This is a genomic window from Dyadobacter sp. CY345 (genome assembly GCF_021502725.1).
GTDB lineage: Bacteria > Bacteroidota > Bacteroidia > Cytophagales > Spirosomataceae > Dyadobacter.
The window spans coordinates 523,548-543,152 of record NZ_JAKFFS010000004.1 but is presented as its reverse complement, the minus strand read 5'-3'; the positions used below and the strand labels follow the sequence as shown (position 1 = coordinate 543,152).

The window sequence follows — 19,605 nt, the reverse complement described above, 5'->3', positions numbered from 1 at the left end:
AATTTGGTGACCTGATACCCTAAACCCTAGTCTAAGATGTAAAATCACTGGGTTTGAAATGTCGCCAACCGTCATTGATATACAGAATCTTAGCAAAGTTTATCAACTGGGAGAAATATCGACCGGTTCGCTTTCCCGTGATTTATCAAAATGGTGCCGGTTGAAAAGTGAAGAAAAAGAGCCGGAAAAAGAAATCAGGGCCATCGAAAATATTTCATTGGAAATAAAAGAAGGAGATGTATTGGGGATTATTGGTGGAAATGGTGCCGGGAAATCTACATTGCTCAAAATATTATCACGGATAACAAAACCAACCAAAGGAAGAATCAGGATCAGAGGACGAATTGCTTCGTTACTGGAAGTCGGCACAGGTTTTCACCCGGATTTAACAGGACGGGAAAATATCTTTTTAAACGGTGCCATTTTAGGTATGCGAAACAAAGAAATTCAGGCAAAGCTTGACGAAATTATTGCTTTCGCCGGAGTGGAAAGATTCATTGACACGCCCGTGAAACGTTATTCATCCGGAATGTATGTACGACTTGCCTTTGCAGTTGCCGCCCATCTTGAACCAGAAATACTAATTATCGATGAAGTCCTGGCCGTTGGAGATATCAATTTTCAGAAAAAATGCCTCGGCAAAATGAAAGAGGTAAGTCAGAACGACGGACGCACAGTCATTTTTGTAAGTCATAATATGGCCTCCGTGAAGACGCTCTGTTCACGGGCGATTTCTCTAAAAAAGGGTCAGGTTCAATTTGAAGGAAACACTGAGGAGGTTGTAAATGGGTATCTAAATAATCTTGCGGTTGGAAAAAGCGAGTTCTATTTTGAGAATAATCAATCTCAAATTGCATCAATCAACTATATAAAATTTGCTGATACTGAGAATATCCTGGCAAGTTCATTTCTGATAACGGACCAATGGCAGATTAAAGTAGGTATTGCTGTCCATTATCCGGTTTCCGATCTGATCGTTTCTGTGGGTCTTATTACGGCAGACAACATTCCCGTTCGGACAATCTGGTCAAAGCCCTTTAAACTTAATCCTGGTTTTTTTGAAGCTGTCTTTTTTGAAAACGAAATTATTTATAGTGCCGGCACTTACCATATCGTCGTTTCACTTTCCAGGAGTAACCATACATTTCAGTACATCGATACGGATATCTACATTTCTTTTGAAGAAAATCCACTAGATAATACCTTTCTTAAAACGAAAAATGTCGGTTTGATTCTAAATCAAATGGACGTGCAGATTAATCAGATTTTCAGATAAAATATGATCTGTGTTCAGTTGCAAGGTGGTTTGGGGAATCAGTTATTTCAATATGCCGCAGCACTTGCGCTGGCAGATTTCCATCATACAAAAGTGGCTTTTGATCTAAGTTTTCTCAAAAAGCAGGATATGAACCAGAAACATACTTTGCGGCAATATGCTCTTGACATTTTCGATATTTCTGTTGGTCAATTAACTTTTTGGGATGAAATTATCTTAAATACCAGGTCAGTTCCATTTCAAAAGACAATAAAGAAAATTTTGCCGCCGTCGGGACAATGGACCATTTATAACGAAACATCGCTTTTGTACGACTTTGAAATACAGCAGAATACTTCTAAAAATACTTATTTGAAAGGATATTTTCAATCGGAGTTTTATTTCAAAACAATTGAATCCAAATTAAGAACCACTTTACAATTCAAGACGAAGGTCAAAAATCACATGGCGGATAAGATTAAGGGATGTAATGCTGTCAGCTTACATGTTCGCCGCGGAGACTATGTTACAAATCCGGAAGTCGGCTTTTTTCACGGTCTTTGTTCACTTCAATACTATCAAAACGCAATCCATTATATAGCAGACAGACAAACCGATCCACATTTTTTTATTTTCTCCGATGATATTTCTTGGGCAAAACAGAATCTCAAACTGTCATTTCCAACTTATTTTATTGAAGGCTCGGAAGCAGAAGATTTACAGTTGATGAGCTTATGCAAACATAATATTATCGCCAACAGCAGTTTTAGCTGGTGGGGTGCGTGGTTGAATACCCATGACGAAAAAATAGTTATAACACCCAAACGCTGGTTTGCAGACGAAAAAGCAGAAAGTGAATCTTCCACTATCGTACCGGAAACATGGATACGGCTTTAATTCCGAAAATCAGCGTAATTATGCCGGTTTACAATTCCGAACAATATGTTTTTGAAGCGATAAACAGCATAATTAGTCAAACTTTTAGAGACTTCGAATTGATAATAATTAATGACGGCTCCACTGACGATAGTGAGAAAATTATTCTGTCGATTACAGATCACAGGATTCGATATTTCATGAATTCCGAGAACCTTGGTATCATCTGCACCAGGAATTTTGGATTGCAGCAGGCACGTTGCGAATATATCGCGATGATGGATTCTGACGACGTCAGTTTTCCGGGCCGGTTAGAGAAACAGTATGGATATATGTCAAAAAACCCCCTTGCTGGTGTTTGCGGGGCAGTCATGGAATTTATTGGTGACAAACAAGGTCATTTTGAAAATGCCTGTAACACCGTTTCGACCTTCACAAAACTGATGACAGCGCCACCTTTCGGACAATCGACAGCGTTCATCAGAAAATCTGTTCTAGACAAACATGCGCTCCAATATAATCCGGATTATCCACATGCCGAAGATTACAAACTTTGGCTGGACATCTCAAAATATTCGGAGATTTATTGTCTGCCAGAAACGCTCGTTTACTATCGATTTCATTTGTCGAATGACAGTCGTATACATCAGGCAAACCAGCAACAATCTGCTCTTAAAACGCAAAAGGACTGGTTTGAATATGTTTTAAATAAAAAGCTAAACGCTGACGAATCTGATTATTTCAAAGGTATCCGAACATTTAAAAGCTGCTTTTATTACAATTTGTTATGTTTTTTAGTAGTAAAAAATGCAACCATTCCTGTTGATAACAAAATAGTTATGGAGCAGCGAATGCGAAATAACCTATTGATAATGAATAGTTTTATTGAAAAAAGATTCACCATACTGCTATTTCTAGTCAAGATTATCGACAGAATTATTTCGAAATGCATACTCCATCTTACACCAGATAAAACTGTATGAAATGGCTTGTCTCCGTTGTGATGCCGGCCTATAATTGTGCCAATTATATACGGGAGTCTATTCACTCAATACTTGCTCAAAGCTATACCCATTTTGAATTGATAATTTGGGACGATGGCTCAACTGATGAAACGGTCAATCAAATTAAGACGATTACAGATTCAAGAATTATCCTCCACCAAGATTCCGAGAATAAAGGATATCCGGCTGTCATGAATTCACTGTTCAGTGTTGTTTCAGGAGATTTTGTGATGATTCAGGATGCCGACGATTTGGCTCAGCCTGATAGGATCAAAAAGCTTGTTGCACTTCTTGAAGCGAACCCAGCGTATGATTTAATTGGGTCACATTTGATTAAATTCTATTCAAATAAAAAACGAAAAAACGTACATTCTGAGCTATCAGCCCATAAATTAAATCAGTCCTTCATCAATTATTCAAGGCCGGATATCACTTTTGCAACTTTAATGATGCGCCGAAATGTGACCGAAATACCTTTTCGGAATCTAATGTTTATAACCAGAGCTCAGGATATCGATTGGTTGTTCAGGGTTTCAGAAAAACACCTGCTGATGAATGGCGATGAATATCTTTATTGCTATCGTCAACATGATCAGTCGATGTCAAACGACAATAAACTAGAACATCTGTACAATTATTTCTTTTGGGACTATATCTGTTTTATAACGCAATGCAGGCGTAAAAAAAATATTGATGTTTTACAGCCGGCCTATGAAAGCCAGCTTCTTGATTTTCTCAACGCATTAATTAAAAGAAAAAAAGCAACCGATCCCGTTTTCTGGGAAAGGCATCTCGCCTATCGTGCGAGGCGAAATGGACATTGGCTTGAAGCCTTATCGTACGCGTTGGACGCCATAAAATCGCACCCTTTCAAAAAAGCAGGATATCAATGTTTGTATAAAATTTTATCGCGGAATTTTCAGTAAACATGTTTTTTTAACTGTAACGACTGACTTATGAAGATTGGTGTCCTTGCGCAATATCTGGATTCAAGGCAGGACATCGTCGAGGTGCTTCGGCGTCTGGCAGTTGAACATGAAATCATTGTCTATACCCGTCAAAATGATGAAGGCAAGTTCAAGAAAATATTGGGGGCCGAGATTCAGGTTATTCAAATCCCAGATTTTAGCGGTTTCAAGAAGGCCTTAATCATACTTTGGCAATACTTGTATCTTCTTTTTGGACAAATTCCTGAAAGCCGGTATAACTACTATATGACCGAACGGATTAAATTATTAAATCCTGATCTGAAAACCGCACAACAATTCATAACAAGTTTTTTGCTCCAAATGTGCAAAGTAACACCTGATTTTCTAACATATGATCATTTTCTGAATGGTTTATTATTGATAAAATCTCATTTAAAAATATCGGCTGAAATTGATGTTTTTTTGTGTTTCACTGAAATTTATCACGACTGGATGTTTGCAAAAATCATTAAACAAAACAAACCATTGTGTGTGTATGTGTATAGCTGGGATCATCCTTGTAAAATGAAAACGTTCAGCAAACGCGTAAATTATTTGGTCTGGAATCCTGGAATAAAAGATGATTTAATTCTTTTACAAGGAATTGACCGTAAGAAAATTCATGTCTGGGGAGCAACACAATTTGCCTACATCAACGGTTTTTTCGCCTCCGACGAAATTTTTCAACATCCGCCTGCCATCAATTCTCCTTATATATATCTGGGCTGTGCGACAGGTTATGAACGTTTAGCAAGACAAGAAATTAAATATTGCGGGCAGATTGCAGCACAACTTTTGGAGATTTTGCCTCAATGGAAGCTTGTGATCAGGCCATATCCATTTATGAAAAACGCTGGTGTGTACGATTCTCTAAGTCAATTTTCCAACGTAATACTGGATGATGTCCAGTCAAACCAAAGCAACGATTCCAGAATTGAAAAGTTTATCAAAATCCGAGACGCACAGGTTTTTTTTCACTTTGGGACAACTATGGGATATGAAGCCGGCTATTTTGACACGCCTTCTTTTTTGATTGATTTCGCAGATTCTAAAAAGGATAAACTGTTAGACGGGTTTGTTCATCAATACCAAAACGACAAATATCTTAACAGCGGAACAGGATCCAACGTGATAAAAAACAAAGAAGAATTGTCGGTTGTCCTAAGAAATATTTCAGAAAAAAAGGATTTATACAACAACGAAAAACTTAAAAACATGATGAAGCTTCAATCCTTTGAAGCCCTGTCTAAAAAACTACTGGATCTTATACAATTGCATTAAAATTGAAGATAAAACTGATCTCAAAACCTCTGGTTCCCTTGGTTTCACATTCTAATATTGTGAGCAAAATATCACTGCGATTGCTGAATGAGATGCGTCTGATAGGTCGGAAACAACTTCGTCAGAAAATGTTAAGAGATATGCTAATTTTCAGAAATGAAGATCCAAATCAACCAGGTATCCATATTTTGATTTGTAAAAGAGATCATGAAATGGCAATAATTTCTGCTATGATGATCAATTATTTAGGCAACAAAGGACACAAATTTATTTTCCATGATGACGGGTCAATTGACGATCAGATCGAAACAAAAATTAATACCTATTTGCCTGGCATTAAACTCATTCGAAGGAAAATAGCGGATAAAATCATTGAACAGGCGCTATTGCCTTTTCCTGCCATGATGAAATTTCGCAGGAAGCAGGTTTTGGCCATGAAGCTGATAGACGTTCCCCTTTTTTCTGGACATGAACGCATTGGCTATATGGACTCTGACATTTTATTTTTTCAATATCCGGCAGAATTCTTTCGATCGTTGAATGAGAAAACGGAGTCAAATATTTTTAACAAAGATATCGCAAACGCCTATGTAACAAATCCAGATAACATTTATGCAGCGTTAGGGATTAAAATTCCGTCAAAAATTAATTCAGGTTTGTGGGCAATGAACAGGAAGGACTTTGATTTCGAAAGGATTGAATCATGGTTAAAACAAAGCTTTCTGTTTCCTTATTTATCGGATTACCGTCTGGAACAAACCATTTGCGCGATGCTCGCAGGAACTTCTGACGCCAAAACGGAACATTTCCCAACTGGCTATGATGTCAGTTTTGAGAAATATCCGGAGGCGAGTATATGCAAACATTATGTTGGAAGAATTCGCTATGGGTATGAGTTGGAAGGACTTGACTATATCATAAAGCAAAAAAATCGCACGCATTGACACATACTTATTTCAGGAAAATTCTGATTTTACCAGACGCAGGTACGAAAAACCCTTTTCAGTATCTACTGATCGATTTCCTTCGAAAGAATGGATTGAATGTTTTTGTTGCCCAAAAATTAAAACTGTTTAGCATATACTCCGCGGTTAATAAAACGAATCCAGACGTAGTTTACTTCGATTGGGTGCACAGTTTTATTTTGGGCAAAAGCTTGTTGACAACTCTTTTAAAATCGATAGTTTTCCTTTTGGAAATTATTTATCTGCATTACATCAAGGCCATACCGATCATACATACAGTTCACAATATCCAGAACCACAAAGGGTTAAGTTTAAAACTGGAAAAGGTCATCTATTGTTTTTTCCTTTCACGCTGTACCAAAATTCGCGTATATTCCGAGGCGGTAAAGAGAGAGATTATACAAATATTCAATATTTCGCCAGAGCGAATATTTGTAATTCAGGATGTTCCTTTTCATCATTATTACCCGAACACATCAACAAAAAGAGACAGCCGGCTTAATCTGGGTTTCAAGGAAAAAGATTTCCTATATCTGTTTTTCGGTCGAATTGAGCCTTATAAAGGCATCGAAGACCTGATCCGGGCATTTTTAGAAATAATTAAGCACAACGATTATTTAATCATTGCCGGTGAAAATCTTGATAAAGAATATTTGTTAAAACTAAAAAATCTGTCGGCCATACACCCTAATATTATCTGGCACAATGAGTTTATTGAGAAAGACAGCGTTCAGTATTTTTTCAACGCCGCTGATATTGTCGTGCTTCCATTCACCAGAATAGATCATTCAGGATCGATCGATCTTTCTTTATCTTTTGCAAAACCGGTCATCACGTTAGCTACGGAAGCAATTAGCTCGTTGCTGGCTCACCAGCATTTTCTTCTATTCGAGGATTCGACCCAACTCGCTGATCTTATGTGCAGAGCTAAACAGCTTGATCTTGATTCAATTGGAAATCAGAACTTTAAAATAGCAGATTCAGCGTATTACTTCGATTTACTGACATTGTTCCAAAAGGTAAAAATCCCAGCAAATGAAGATACTTTTCGTCACGAATACATTTGAGGATGTCTCCAACGGTCCTTCAAAATTCGCTAATTATTTGCTCGAAATGAATAAAATGTTTCATGATGTCGAGATTAAGATTTTGACTGAAAACGTATCCGTTGGAGCAAAAAATCATGAATCTGAGCATGTGATCAGACTTGACCTTCAACTTAATATTTTCACTAAATTCTGGGGATTTGTGTATAGGATGTTTCCATATTACAAGGCCTGCGTCAGGATTCGCAGAAGTTTTGCATTTGATATCGTAGTTTTTAACAACGCAATAACGGGAATCTGGTCAGCTTTGACACTGGATATTCCTGTTTTAGGGATGATCAACGACGATAATAGTTTATGCGTTTCCAAAATGAATTTTGATAACTCAAGAACTTGGCTTCGTCATGTGATCTTTCACCATTTAGAGAAGTTAGCATGCAGGTTTGAAAGTGGTATCATTGTTAATTCGAAGTATTTGTTTGATTTAGTTATAAAAAAATATGGTGCCGAAGATGCTAAACTCCACATTTTACACAAAGGTGTCAGGATTAACAGCGTACCTGAATTTGGGACTATTAATTCTGACTTTCCTATTAGAATACTATTTGTTAAATCAGATTATATCCGCGGAGGGCTTTTTGATCTGATCTGTGCACTTGGTATGTTGAAAATATACAAATTTGATTTACAGATCATTGGCCCTCCGCATTCCCAAAAAGAAAAAATTCTCGAAAAAAATATTTCTTCCAATATCAACATCATTTTTGTCGGACTGCAAAACCAGCTCGAAGTTCAAAACTATATGAAGGCGAGTCATCTTTTTGTTGTTCCGTCGCGTATGGAAGCCTTTGGCGTTGCGAATTTAGAAGCACTTGCAAATGGTTTAGCCGTTATTTCTACGAATGTCGGCGGGATACCAGAAGTTTTAGATGGGGGGAATAATGGCTGGATGGTGGATCCGGGAAACCCGGAGATTCTTGCACAAACAATTCAATATGTAATTGAACATCCCGAACAGCGATTGCAAAAACAAAAAAATGGCTTTGCATTTGTTAAATCCCACTTTTCTCAGACACAAGTTTTAAACAATTTTCTGAACATTCTCAATCAATACAAATCATGAGAATGACGTTTATATCCAATAACTGGGCAGATGCGCATCAGCAAACCAGGTTGAAAGCCCTAACACAGTCAGGATTTCAAATTGATTGTCTTGCTGTATTCAGAAATTATTATCCGGTAAAAACTGACATAATCCCAAAATGGATCGGTAAAGTCGATCATGCTTCTTATGCAAAACGTCCGAAAACATATTTTTCCCTCCTTTTTCAACTGATTAAAAATCTTAAATCCAATCAAATAGCTTACGTATACGGCTTTGATTTGGCGCTTGTCGTTGTGCTGTTCAAAGTCTTTTCTCTCAGAAATGTCTTCATTATATATGAAGTGCCGGACATCCGCGAAGTTTTTTTTTCGTCAGGCATTTGGGGGAAATCAATTCGGTTTTTCGAGAAATTGGCGATACCAAGAATAAACCTGCTGGTTGCCACATCACCAGAATTCATAACTGAATACTTCATCAAATTCCGAAAAATCAAGCTGCAAGATTTTCGAATTATTGAGAATAAAGTCCATTACGATCAATTGCCAGGGAAATTTGAGAGACAAACAAGCATAGTTTCACCGAAGATAAAAATCGGATATTTTGGTGTTTTACGCTGCCGCGCATCTTTGGATTGTCTTATTCTTCTAGCCAGTGAGAATCAGTTTGAAATTATTCTACAGGGAATTTTCATGGCAGCCACCAGCGATTTTGAAAAGCGAATCCAAGACTTAGAGAACATCCAATATTTGGGATCATATCATGTTCCGGACGATTTATCAAAAATCTACAACAATGTTGATATCGTTTGGGCGGCTTATCCATTTTCGAATAATAACGTTGGAAATCATCTTTGGGCACGAACAAACCGCTATTATGAAAGTTTATTTTTCCATAAACCTTTAATCCTACAAAAAAACAGTGCAGACGCAAAACAAGCCAAAATGCTGGAAAATGTTGCGATTGAAATAGACCTGGCTAATATAAAGCAGGCTGCTTCGCGACTGAGTTCAGTCTTGACACCAAACTTTTTATTAACCGCCAGACGATCACTGCTAAAAGTCCCGGAACATCACTACCTGATTACAACAGAATATAAAAACCTGGTCATGTGCTTACAGCAAAACAAATTGTCGCCCGAAGGATCCGGAATAATGTGATATTTCCTGTAATCCTTTTCTTTTTCCTGACGATAGGAAACTATTCATTTTTCAGATACTCAATTTACGGGATTGAGAATGTGCCGGTATATCTCAAACTTGCACCTTACATCCGGCTTTTTATACCTGCGTGGATTATTGGTTATTGTCTCCGGATAAATCCAAAACTCACTTCCAGAATTTTAACTGACAATTTTGATATCGTTCTGCTTGGTATCAGCTGGATGATTTCCAGTTTGCTTAGTCTTGATGTAGCCAGTTATCTCTTTTACGGCACCTGGACTTTATTTTCCTTAATGTCAATTTTGCTTTTTATCTCATACTCCTCCATTATCTCCGGCACGAAATCCGAATTTTTACTAACAACGCTCAATGTTCTATGGGCAGGAAATTTTGTGATTCTTATTCTGGACATTGCAACGATCATATTTATGAAACCGCATGGCGGTATGTACCAGATTATTTTCTCATCAAATACTTTCTGGGCGTATCCAACGATGGTTTTGGGAATTTTGGCAGTTTTAAAAATGAGATTTACAACAGAAAGCCTGTTTAAAAAAGTTTATTTTCTCTGCATATTTTTAGTATGCGTGGTGACAGTATATTTCTCAGCACGTCGCAGTCCGCTTTTTGCACTCATTTTAGCGTCAATTCTTATTTTCATTCCCCCAAAAACTCCTCAAATTCTGATTATTACATCACTGTTTATATTCTTCTACATTCTACTAAGTTCATCAACCGGCGAGAAAGTCATAAAATCCTTACCTGATTCTTACATGAAATACAGAATAGAGCGAATGTCTGGTTTGATTAAGGGAAGAAAGGAAACTTCTTACTCGGAGCGACAAAAGATATGGAAAATTTATTTAAATCGTTTTTACGAAAAACCTGTTTTTGGAGAAGGATTGGCCTCTGCGCAGCGTATTAACAGTGTTCGAACTGACAATCGGGAAGGAATTTCTGCGCATAATACTTTTATTGGACTGTTGGCCGAAACCGGATTATCGGGCGCATTTCTTATGCTAGTCGTTTTGGGGAGGAATTTTTACTTTTTGGTAAAAACCGTCAATGCAAAATGGATCAAAATTTACATCATTCTTTTTATCCCGACGCTTATCATCAACTGGGTTGAATACAATCTCATTCCAGGTCAGATTTTTTTTCTTTATACAATGGTAATTTGGATTATGCCACGTGGCTTGCAAAACCTATCCAGATGATTTTCGGAAACCCTTAAAAAAAACAAAGACATGAAAAAATTTTCATGCCCTGTTTCACACTATACACACACTATATTTTAAATATCTTTTATATCAAATAAATCTGATTGAATTCCTATTTAGAGATTGCAAAATAACACATTAAAGTTATCAGAAAAAAACTTTCGATTATGATTTTATTGCTATCGCTCTTAAAACAATGAAATTATTAAATAAAAGCGAAATGCGAAACAAAAATACTTAATTGCTAAAAAAAATTTTACTTCAATTTTCAGTTATTTTGTAAACAACCTTCTGCTCTGAATGCCCAAATATGCACCCGGCGCTTTAAAATCTGTAAACATTTACCGCGCTCCGGGTGGGATTCGAATTAGATAACGCTATTTTCGTTGATATAGTTGCAAGAAGATTACCAGTTACACTGAGAAAAAATTTTATACTCCTAAAAACAGTGTCTTCTTCAAATGTTAAAATTTCTTTCTGCTAAAATCGGCGACTTATCCTTTGTTTTCCGGAAAGTCAATTATACCATCTACTTTTTTGTTGTTTGTAGACGTGAGACTTATTATGATTACTTAATTTCAAAATGATAAGCTTACTTTGCAATTAAGTTTATCATATTCTTCGTTTACCAGATGTGAATTTTGATTAGATTATGTAATCTCGATAAGCTTTACATTTAGTTAATAAAATAATTAATAAGAAAATAAATAATGCGCATTAATCCCGAAACGGTCGAGAGGATCAAACAAGCTGCTGACATTGTGGAAGTGGTTGGGGATTTTGTATCTTTAAAAAAGAAAGGGGCCAATTACTCTGCTTGTTGTCCTTTTCATAATGAAAAATCACCTTCATTTAATGTAAATCCGGTACGCCAGATTTTTAAATGTTTTGGTTGCGGAGCTGCCGGCGATGCTATCAAATTCGTAATGGATATCGATGGAATCGGTTACGGAGAAGCACTTCGGTATCTTGCTAATAAATATCAGATCGAAGTTCAGGATGAGGAAGTTACGGATGAGGAGGCGATGCGTCAGAATGTGCGTGAAAGTTTATATCTGATACTGAATTTCGCAAAAAACTTTTATCAGCAGCTGCTTACTCAAACCGATGAAGGCCAATCCATCGGTGTCAGTTATTTTCGTGAAAGAGGTTTTACGAATGATATCCAGAAAAAATTCGAATTAGGTTACAGTACTGATACCTGGGACGCGCTGACAAAAGAGGCGTTAAGTAAAGGTTATACTGCCGATATTCTTCTAAAAGCCGGGTTACTGATACACAAGGAAGGGAGCCAGACAGTTGGTTATGACCGTTTTCGAGGTCGGGTAATTTTCCCTATTCATAACGTTGCCGGAAAGGTAATTGCTTTCGGAGCACGGATTCTTAAAACAGATAAGTCTCAGCCTAAATATCTGAACTCTCCGGAAACCGAAGTTTATCACAAAAGTGATATTCTTTACGGAATTTTTCAGGCAAAAAATGCCATCAGACAGCTGGAAGCCTGTTATCTGGTTGAAGGTTATACGGATGTAATTTCACTGCATCAGGCAGGAATTGAAAATGTCGTTGCGTCTTCCGGAACATCGCTTACGACAGAACAGATCAGGCTGATCGGAAGGTTTACACCAAATATCACCATTTTGTATGACGGGGATATGGCTGGGATAAAAGCCGCTTTACGTGGACTTGATCTTGTGCTTGAAGAAGGCCTGAACGTTAGTGTCGTTCTTTTCCCGGATGGTGAAGACCCTGACAGTTACGTTCGTCGGGTGGGTGCGGAAGCTTTTAAGGAATATTTGAAGAAGGCCTCACGCGACTTTATCACGTTCAAAACAGAGACCTTATTACAGGATGCCGGCAATGATCCGTTCAGACTTGCCGCCGTCATCGGTGAAGTTGTGAACAGTATTATCAAAATTCCGGATGCTATTAAGCGTCAGGTGTTTTTTCACCGGACCTCCGAAATGATGAAGGTGGATGAGCAAATGCTTATTTCGGAAGGAAATAAACTGCTTAGAAAACTTCATACGCAGCCCAAACTTCAGGAACGCGGGAGTAGCAAACCTTCAAATTTGTCTCCTCAGGGACCGCAGGATATTTCTTTTATAGATGATGGCCCACCTGCTGATTTATTTGCCGGAGATTCACCAGCAGTACCGTCAGAGACAGAAGAAGAACTGGCGCAATGTTCAAAATTATTTTATCAGGAAGAGGCATTTATAAGGCTTTTGGTTTTATATGGTGCAAATGAGCTGGAACCGACCATTTCCGTTTGTGCCTATGTTTTGGGGGAAATTCAGGGAATTGATTTTCAAGATCCAGTTTTCCAGCATCTGCTCACATTATTTCGCGAAAATTATAGCCGGGAGATCGTTTTAAAAACCGACTATTTCCAAAATCATCACGAGTCTGAAATACGCGATCTGACCATCAGCTGGCTTACCAGTAAGTATGAACTGAGCTCTTTATGGACAGAAAAATTCGAAATTTACGTTCCGTCCGAACTTGACGTTCTGGATAAAAGCAGTTTCATCAATATCCTGCGCCTGAAAAAGGCATTCATCGAAGAAAAGATGAAAATTTGTATGGAAAATCTTAAAAAAGCTACAACCGAAGAGCAGGAAAATGCGATTTTGAACGAATACAAATTTTATAAAGGTATCAGCATGGCTGCTGCAAAAGAATTAGGTAGTGTGATCGGATAATTATTTTGCTTCAAAATTATGCTGGATTTTCGTTTGAAGGTGTTTTATACAGTTGCTCAAACCCTGAATTTTAACAGGGCCGCGGAACAGTTAAACATAAGTCAGCCAGCGGTTACCAAACATATCAAAGAATTAGAACAACTATATAATACCACCCTTTTTGACCGGGCGAAGAAACGAATTGTCCTCACGCGCTCAGGTGAAGTGCTTTTTCAACATGCGCATTTGATTTTTGAACAATATCAAAAACTGGATTTTGATCTGAACCTGCTGCAAAATAAAACCGAAGGAGTTTTACATATTGGTGCAAGTACTACCATTGCGCAGTATGTAATCCCATCCTATCTCGCCCATTTTCACAAAAGGTTTCCTGAAATAAAAATAGAGTTAACGATGGCCAATTCATTGGTTATTGAACAAATGCTGGTTGAAAAAAAAATAGAGCTGGGTCTGGTAGAAGGAACGACACATAATTCTGATCTTAAATATTCGCCGTTTGTAAAAGATGAAATTGTGCTGGTAAGCAGGCCGACAAACAATCTTTTAAAAAAGCGGACGATTACCTTGAAAGAATTATTAAAACTGCCATTGCTGACACGCGAAGCAGGTTCCGGAACTTCGGATATTATTAACGGCTATATTCAAAAAGCCGGAATCAAGATCCAGGACCTGAATATACATATGCAGCTCGGCAGTACAGAAAGTATCAAAAATTATCTTTTTTGTTCCGATACTTTTGCCTTTTTATCGATTTACAGCGTGCAGCAAGATTTGACAGATGATCGTCTTAGTATCATCGATATTGATGGATTTGAAATGACGCGTACTTTTTCATTTGTCTTGCGCCAAGGTCAGCCTTCACCGCTTTCAAAACTTTTCATGCGTTTTTCTTCCATTAAACGATAACCAGTAGTTATTAAACCACATATTTTTTGATTTAATTAGCTCCATTTCTATCTATATTTTTGTTTAAACACAAGCGAAAGTATAATGGAAACTATTCACCGCATTCAGCCAGTTACCTATCGAAACGTTCTCTTCGTAACGCTATTCGTTGCATGTCTGCTTCCTGTGGTAGATGCTCCTATCGCTCTTTTACTGGGTTTTGTTTTTACACAGGCCTTTGGAAATCCATTTGCTCATTTAAGTCATAAGTCAGCGCAGATACTTTTAAAAATTTCAGTAGTCGGTTTAGGTTTCGGGATGAACTTGAATCATGCCATTGAAGCCGGGAGAGAAGGCCTTTTATTCACGGTTTTCTCCATCGTTCTGACATTACTGGGAGGTCTTTGGTTAGGAAAAAAGCTTGGTATCGAACCTAAAAGTTCATTTTTGATCACTGCCGGCACTGCCATTTGCGGCGGAAGCGCCATTGCTGCGTTATCGCCGCTGATAAAAGCGAATGAAAAACAGATCAGTGCAGCATTGGGTGTTGTATTTGTTTTAAACGCAGTGGCACTATTTATCTTCCCGATGATTGGGCATTGGGCTCATTTATCTCAGCATAATTTCGGTATATGGAGCGCAATCGCCATTCATGATACAAGTTCAGTCGTCGGAGCTTCTGCCAGATTCGGCGCAGAAGCCTTGCAAACTGCAACCACCATAAAGTTGGAACGAGCACTTTGGATCATACCATTGTCAATTATTACTATGCTCGTTAACCGTAAAAACGGAGCAACAATCAATTTCCCCTATTTCATAGGTCTCTTTATCCTGGCCGTAATGGTCAGTAATTATTTTACCGAATATCAGTTCATTTATTCAAACTTACTTATCATTTCCAAAAAATTACTTGTATTAACAATGTTTCTGATTGGAGCAGGTTTGAATCTTGATAATATCAAAGCAGTGGGAATAAAACCTTTTTTACAGGGAATAATTCTCTGGGCTTTTGTTTCAGCGATTTCTCTTTTTGCGGTAATTGTATTAAATTAATTATTCCGCGCTATTTGAAATAAAAGGTTAAAGTGCTAACTTATTACGCTTTACTAACACTTCGTCTTATGAAAACTTCAATTCTGTTCATCATTTTGGTGTCAACATTTTTTAGTTGCGCACCGTCCCATAAAATTTTGAAACCTGACAAAGAAGACAATTTTCGTCTTTCTGATTATACCACATACGGTTTTTTCGATGTGGAAGCTAAGGGTGATACAACTCCCGCAACGTTTGACAAAAACATCACCTTAATTAAAGATGCCATTTCAAAAAACCTGGAAGCAAAAGGATTGAATCAGGCGCAGGATCCAACTTTGAAGGTCAATATTGCGATATCTGTGAAACAGGAAATTCAAACCAGGCAAACAAATTTTCTCAATGACGGCCGTCCGCTCTATATGGGGCAGCGAAGATATTCCTGGAAAAGTAAAGAAGTTGAAACCGGGAGATACAAGGAAGGAACTTTGTTAATCGATCTTGTAGACGCATCGTCCAATAAAATGGTTTGGAAAGGCGGCGCAGAAGGGATTTTGCCTGGCAAGGAAGAGAAGTTTGCTGAGGAAATTAATAAGGTTGTAACTGATATTCTGGCATCAACTCAGATGTAGCGCATAAAAAAAGCCGATTCCCTTTGAGAACCGGCTCATTATCCCTAATTAAGAATTATGCGTTGTTTATAGCACCTCTTACATTGTCATTAACATTATCTGCAACTGTCTCAGCTTTTGATTTCGCAGAATTGATATTTTTGAAAAATCCTTCCTTCAATTTGTCTGCTAGTGTAGCAAGCTCTTCAAGGCTTTTTTCGTATTTATCTTTTGCAGTTCCACCTAAGTCACCAGCTTTGCTTTTAACGGTACCGCTAAAATCATTTGCTTTATTTTTAATCAACTTACGTGTATCTTTCCCATTTTTAGGAGCAACTAACAAACCTATGGCAACGCCTGTAAGCAAAGCGCCTACTGTACCGATCAGAAATCTTTGATTTTTGTTCATACGAATTCTTATTTTGTGTGATGTAAAAAATAGATAGTTAACCAAATTTAACAAATACCGTGCCAAATCTATCAGCTAACGCCTTTTTTATTCCTTCCCGTACATTTGTCGCAACTATTTTTGCGTTTTTATACCTTTCAATAACATCCGTTTATAGCCAATGGGAGATTATTGATAGTAAAACGAAGGTCAATATGCGTGGCGTTCATACAGTTACACCAACTATCTGCTGGATTGGAGGCTCATCTGGTACAGTGCTTCGTACAATTAATGGTGGCAAAGACTGGTCAGTATTTAAAATTCCTGGTGCGGATTCCCTTGATTTCCGTGACATACATGCTTTCGGAAAGGAAACGGCAATTGCTATGAGTGCGGGACCAGCTGAACTGGACAAAGGAAAAATCTATCGTACTGAAAATGGAGGAGATACATGGAGTCTTGTGTACCAAACTACACAATCCGGGGTATTTCTGGATGGTATCGACTTTTGGAACAAAAGCCAGGGGATATGTCTGGGAGACCCGATAAATGGAAAGTTATTTATCCTGACAACAGAAGATGGCGGAAAGAGCTGGCAAGAATTACCAATCGAAGATCGTCCTCAGGCGCAATCCGGAGAAGCGTGTTTTGCAGCAAGCGGAACATCAATTCTGGCTGTTGGAAAAGATAAAGCTTTTATAGGAACTGGTGGTGGAAAAATGGCAAGAGTATTTCGATCAGAAGACATGGGTCGACACTGGCAGGTGTCAGAAACGCCAATGCCAGCCGGGCCGACAAGTGGAATTTTTGGTCTTCATTTTTGGTCCAAAAAAAATGGAATAGCTGTTGGTGGTGATTATAAAAATACAAGCGATACAACAAGAAATGTCCTGTTAACCGACGATGGCGGAGTAACATGGAAATTTGGGGCAAGCACAAAACCAATCGGATTGAAAGAAGCCGTTGCCTTATATCACAAGCGATATGCTACCTGGAATGGCGACAGCCAGATTCGGTCGGATGATTTTGCGTTAGTCGCCGTTGGGCCGTCGGGTAGCAGCTCCTCTACCAAACAAGGAAAATCCTGGCAGACAATTGGAAATGAACCTTTCCATGCTGTAAGTTTTGCCGGAAATGTTGGTTATGCCGTGGGAGGAAAAGGTCTGATTGCCAAAATTGAAAAAGTTTCGATGAAGAAGAAAAGGAAGAAGCTTGTGTTTGTTCGGGAGGAGTAGAATTAGACTTTCGGATATGCTATTAAAATCAAAAATTCAGTAACTTTAATATTAATAAATAGAAGATTTATGTATACATCGATCAGCGGAATTTACGAAAATGGAATTTTAACGCTTGCTGAAACTCCGCCTACAAAAAAGAAATCGAAGGTTGTGGTTTTATTTTTGGAAGAGCTGGATCAACCTGCAAATTTGAGACGTGAGCCAGGCGGACTTTTGAGATTAAAAAATCCTCAACAAAAAGAGATGGCATTACCAGAGAATTTTAACGACTCCTTAGATGAGTTATCAGAATACATGTAATGAACTATCTTATTGACACTCAAATCTTAATTTGGTTTCAGCTGAATGACAAAAGGTTGAATACCGAGATTATGCTCATGCTGACAGATCCGAACAATGTAATAAATGTCAGCCTCATAAGCCTTTATGAAATTGCAATAAAACAAAAAACCGGCAAACTTCCGGATTTACCTGTTTCTGTCGATGACATTTTGTCCGTCGCCGCTCAGGATGACTTTAAAATATTACCCATTTTGGAGAATCATATCAGCGGCTACAATCTCATACCACTTCACGATACTCATAAAGATCCATTTGACCGTCTTATCATTGCTGTTGCATTAATTGAAAATCTTATCTTAATTTCAGCCGATGAAAAATTTAAACTATATACAACACAAATAAAACTTGTTGAAGTATAGAGACATATCAAATCCTGTCAATCAACTCCTTCACTTTCCTCACTTCCCTTCCCATCAGATGATCAGCAATTGCGGCTGCATGCTCACGACCATTCTCAATAAATATTTTTTCTGTAAAAACACCAGCCATTACTGTGCCGCACAAGTATAAACCGGGAACATTTGTTTCGAAAGTTTCAGGATCAAACGTTGGAACTTTGGTTGCAGGGTCCAGTGTAATTCCGCAACGAGAAATAAGATGTTCGTCTGGCAGATAACCTACGAGCAAGAATACAAAGTCGGCAGGTATCCATTCCGTTTCGCCCGTTTCAATATTTTCAATTTGCATTCTTCCCGGCTCAATTACTTTCGTAATGCTATTGAAACGCGTATGGATTTTACCTTCTTTCACCCGGTTTTTCACGTCCGGAACAAGCCAGTATTTCACTTTCGTACGAAAATCTGCTTCTTTATGTACAATTGTTACACGCGCATCGTGACGATAGAGTTCCAGCGCAGCTTCCACAGAAGAGTTCGAGCCGCCAACCAGCACCACATCCGTAAACGAATAATTGAAAGGTTCGTCATAATAATGGGAAACATGCGGCAGATTTTCACCCGGCACATTTAGCATTCTGGGAACATCAAAATAACCTGTCGCCAGCACGACGCTGCGCGACTGAAATATCTGACCATCGCTGGCGTAGACAAAAAATGTCCCGTCTTCCTGTTTCTCCGTGCGCGTTACATCTATAAAAAGCTTAAAATTCAGATCATAATATCCGGCAACTTTTCTATAATATTGTAAAGCTTCGTTCCTATTAGCCTTCACTTCCGAAATTGCAAACGGGATACCACCTATTTCAATATTTTCCGCAGTCGAAAAAAAGCGCATTCTTCTCGGGTAACGACGAATAGATTCTGTAATATTTCCTTTTTCAAGGATCAAATGGTCCAGTCCATTTTTTGTCGCTTCAATAGCCATTGCCAGTCCGCAAGGTCCTCCACCGATAATTATAACGTCATGTATATGCATAGATTTTAGAAATCAGATTTGATGGACTTACGTTGTCCTGAACTTTTCAACAATCAAAATTGGGATACATTTTATCAATGTCCGTATGCAATTTTGATCATCAATTATATGTATTAACTGTTAATTTAAAACAATGGTTTCTGAACTTTG

Annotated in this window: 19 protein-coding genes; 17 read left to right on the top strand and 2 right to left on the bottom strand. The window is 38.0% G+C overall.

Annotated features, from left to right (window positions below):
• Nucleotides 1–58 precede the first annotated feature (58 nt).
• The 14 genes from L0657_RS19655 (at nt 59) to L0657_RS19590 (ending at nt 16,134) form a co-directional block, all read left to right on the top strand.
• Nucleotides 59–1,276, top strand: coding sequence for an ABC transporter ATP-binding protein (locus L0657_RS19655; protein ID WP_235152461.1), 1,218 nt, complete (start codon nt 59–61; stop codon nt 1,274–1,276).
• 3 nt (nt 1,277–1,279) lie between these two features.
• Nucleotides 1,280–2,152 carry an alpha-1,2-fucosyltransferase gene (locus L0657_RS19650; RefSeq protein WP_235152460.1) on the top strand — a complete coding sequence of 291 codons (873 nt, stop codon included), beginning with the start codon at nt 1,280–1,282 and terminating at the stop codon, nt 2,150–2,152.
• Nucleotides 2,137–3,114 (top strand): glycosyltransferase family 2 protein, encoded by a 978-nt coding sequence (locus tag L0657_RS19645; protein ID WP_235152459.1) that lies wholly within the window; start codon nt 2,137–2,139, stop codon nt 3,112–3,114. The genes L0657_RS19650 and L0657_RS19645 overlap by 16 nt, the downstream gene beginning before the upstream one ends.
• Nucleotides 3,111–4,061: a glycosyltransferase family 2 protein gene (locus L0657_RS19640; protein ID WP_235152458.1), complete on the top strand. Its 951-nt coding sequence runs from the start codon at nt 3,111–3,113 to the stop codon at nt 4,059–4,061. The genes L0657_RS19645 and L0657_RS19640 overlap by 4 nt, the downstream gene beginning before the upstream one ends.
• A 30-nt stretch (nt 4,062–4,091) precedes the next feature.
• Entirely contained in the window at nt 4,092–5,384 is a 1,293-nt protein-coding gene (locus L0657_RS19635) for a hypothetical protein (protein WP_235152457.1), read from the top strand.
• A gap of 59 nt (nt 5,385–5,443) precedes the next feature.
• Complete coding sequence (locus tag L0657_RS19630; RefSeq protein WP_235152456.1) at nt 5,444–6,328, top strand: hypothetical protein; 885 nt, start codon at nt 5,444–5,446, stop codon at nt 6,326–6,328.
• Nucleotides 6,325–7,416 carry a glycosyltransferase gene (locus L0657_RS19625; protein WP_235152455.1) on the top strand — a complete coding sequence of 364 codons (1,092 nt, stop codon included), beginning with the start codon at nt 6,325–6,327 and terminating at the stop codon, nt 7,414–7,416. Before L0657_RS19630 ends, L0657_RS19625 begins: the two co-directional genes overlap by 4 nt.
• The gene (locus L0657_RS19620) at nt 7,385–8,518 is read left to right on the top strand and encodes a glycosyltransferase family 4 protein (RefSeq protein WP_235152454.1); all 1,134 of its coding nucleotides are present in this window, start codon (nt 7,385–7,387) and stop codon (nt 8,516–8,518) included. Before L0657_RS19625 ends, L0657_RS19620 begins: the two co-directional genes overlap by 32 nt.
• A gap of 2 nt (nt 8,519–8,520) precedes the next feature.
• The gene (locus L0657_RS19615; protein ID WP_235152453.1) at nt 8,521–9,657 is read left to right on the top strand and encodes a hypothetical protein; all 1,137 of its coding nucleotides are present in this window, start codon (nt 8,521–8,523) and stop codon (nt 9,655–9,657) included.
• The gene (locus L0657_RS28060; RefSeq protein ID WP_235152452.1) at nt 9,609–10,877 is read left to right on the top strand and encodes an O-antigen ligase family protein; all 1,269 of its coding nucleotides are present in this window, start codon (nt 9,609–9,611) and stop codon (nt 10,875–10,877) included. The genes L0657_RS19615 and L0657_RS28060 overlap by 49 nt, the downstream gene beginning before the upstream one ends.
• A 713-nt stretch (nt 10,878–11,590) precedes the next feature.
• A complete protein-coding gene (gene dnaG, locus L0657_RS19605; protein WP_235152451.1) occupies nt 11,591–13,585 on the top strand; it encodes a DNA primase in 1,995 nt (664 codons plus the stop codon).
• Nucleotides 13,586–13,603: 18 nt separating this feature from the next.
• Nucleotides 13,604–14,491, top strand: a complete 888-nt coding sequence (locus tag L0657_RS19600) for a LysR family transcriptional regulator (RefSeq protein WP_235152450.1) — start codon at nt 13,604–13,606, stop codon at nt 14,489–14,491.
• An 84-nt stretch (nt 14,492–14,575) separates the two neighbouring features.
• The gene (locus tag L0657_RS19595; protein ID WP_235152449.1) at nt 14,576–15,523 is read left to right on the top strand and encodes a YeiH family protein; all 948 of its coding nucleotides are present in this window, start codon (nt 14,576–14,578) and stop codon (nt 15,521–15,523) included.
• Between the two features lie 68 nt (nt 15,524–15,591).
• Nucleotides 15,592–16,134, top strand: a complete 543-nt coding sequence (locus L0657_RS19590) for a DUF4136 domain-containing protein (RefSeq protein WP_235152448.1) — start codon at nt 15,592–15,594, stop codon at nt 16,132–16,134.
• 55 nt (nt 16,135–16,189) lie between these two features.
• On the opposite strand, the gene L0657_RS19585 is transcribed toward L0657_RS19590, so the two are convergent.
• Complete coding sequence (locus L0657_RS19585; protein WP_235152447.1) at nt 16,190–16,522, bottom strand: YtxH domain-containing protein; 333 nt, start codon at nt 16,520–16,522, stop codon at nt 16,190–16,192.
• Nucleotides 16,523–16,581: 59 nt separating this feature from the next.
• Here L0657_RS19585 and L0657_RS19580 point away from each other — a divergent pair, with 59 nt between their 5' ends.
• The 3 genes from L0657_RS19580 to L0657_RS19570 all read left to right on the top strand — a co-directional run bounded on the left by L0657_RS19580 (nt 16,582) and on the right by L0657_RS19570 (nt 18,440).
• On the top strand, nt 16,582–17,736 hold the full coding sequence (locus L0657_RS19580; protein WP_235152446.1) for a YCF48-related protein: 1,155 nt from the start codon (nt 16,582–16,584) through the stop codon (nt 17,734–17,736).
• A 69-nt stretch (nt 17,737–17,805) separates the two neighbouring features.
• The gene (locus tag L0657_RS19575; RefSeq protein WP_235152445.1) at nt 17,806–18,039 is read left to right on the top strand and encodes a hypothetical protein; all 234 of its coding nucleotides are present in this window, start codon (nt 17,806–17,808) and stop codon (nt 18,037–18,039) included.
• A complete protein-coding gene (locus tag L0657_RS19570; RefSeq protein WP_235152444.1) occupies nt 18,039–18,440 on the top strand; it encodes a type II toxin-antitoxin system VapC family toxin in 402 nt (133 codons plus the stop codon). The genes L0657_RS19575 and L0657_RS19570 overlap by 1 nt, the downstream gene beginning before the upstream one ends.
• A 7-nt stretch (nt 18,441–18,447) precedes the next feature.
• On the opposite strand, the gene L0657_RS19565 is transcribed toward L0657_RS19570, so the two are convergent.
• Nucleotides 18,448–19,455 (bottom strand): YpdA family putative bacillithiol disulfide reductase, encoded by a 1,008-nt coding sequence (locus L0657_RS19565; RefSeq protein ID WP_235152443.1) that lies wholly within the window; start codon nt 19,453–19,455, stop codon nt 18,448–18,450.
• Nucleotides 19,456–19,605: the final 150 nt, after the last annotated feature.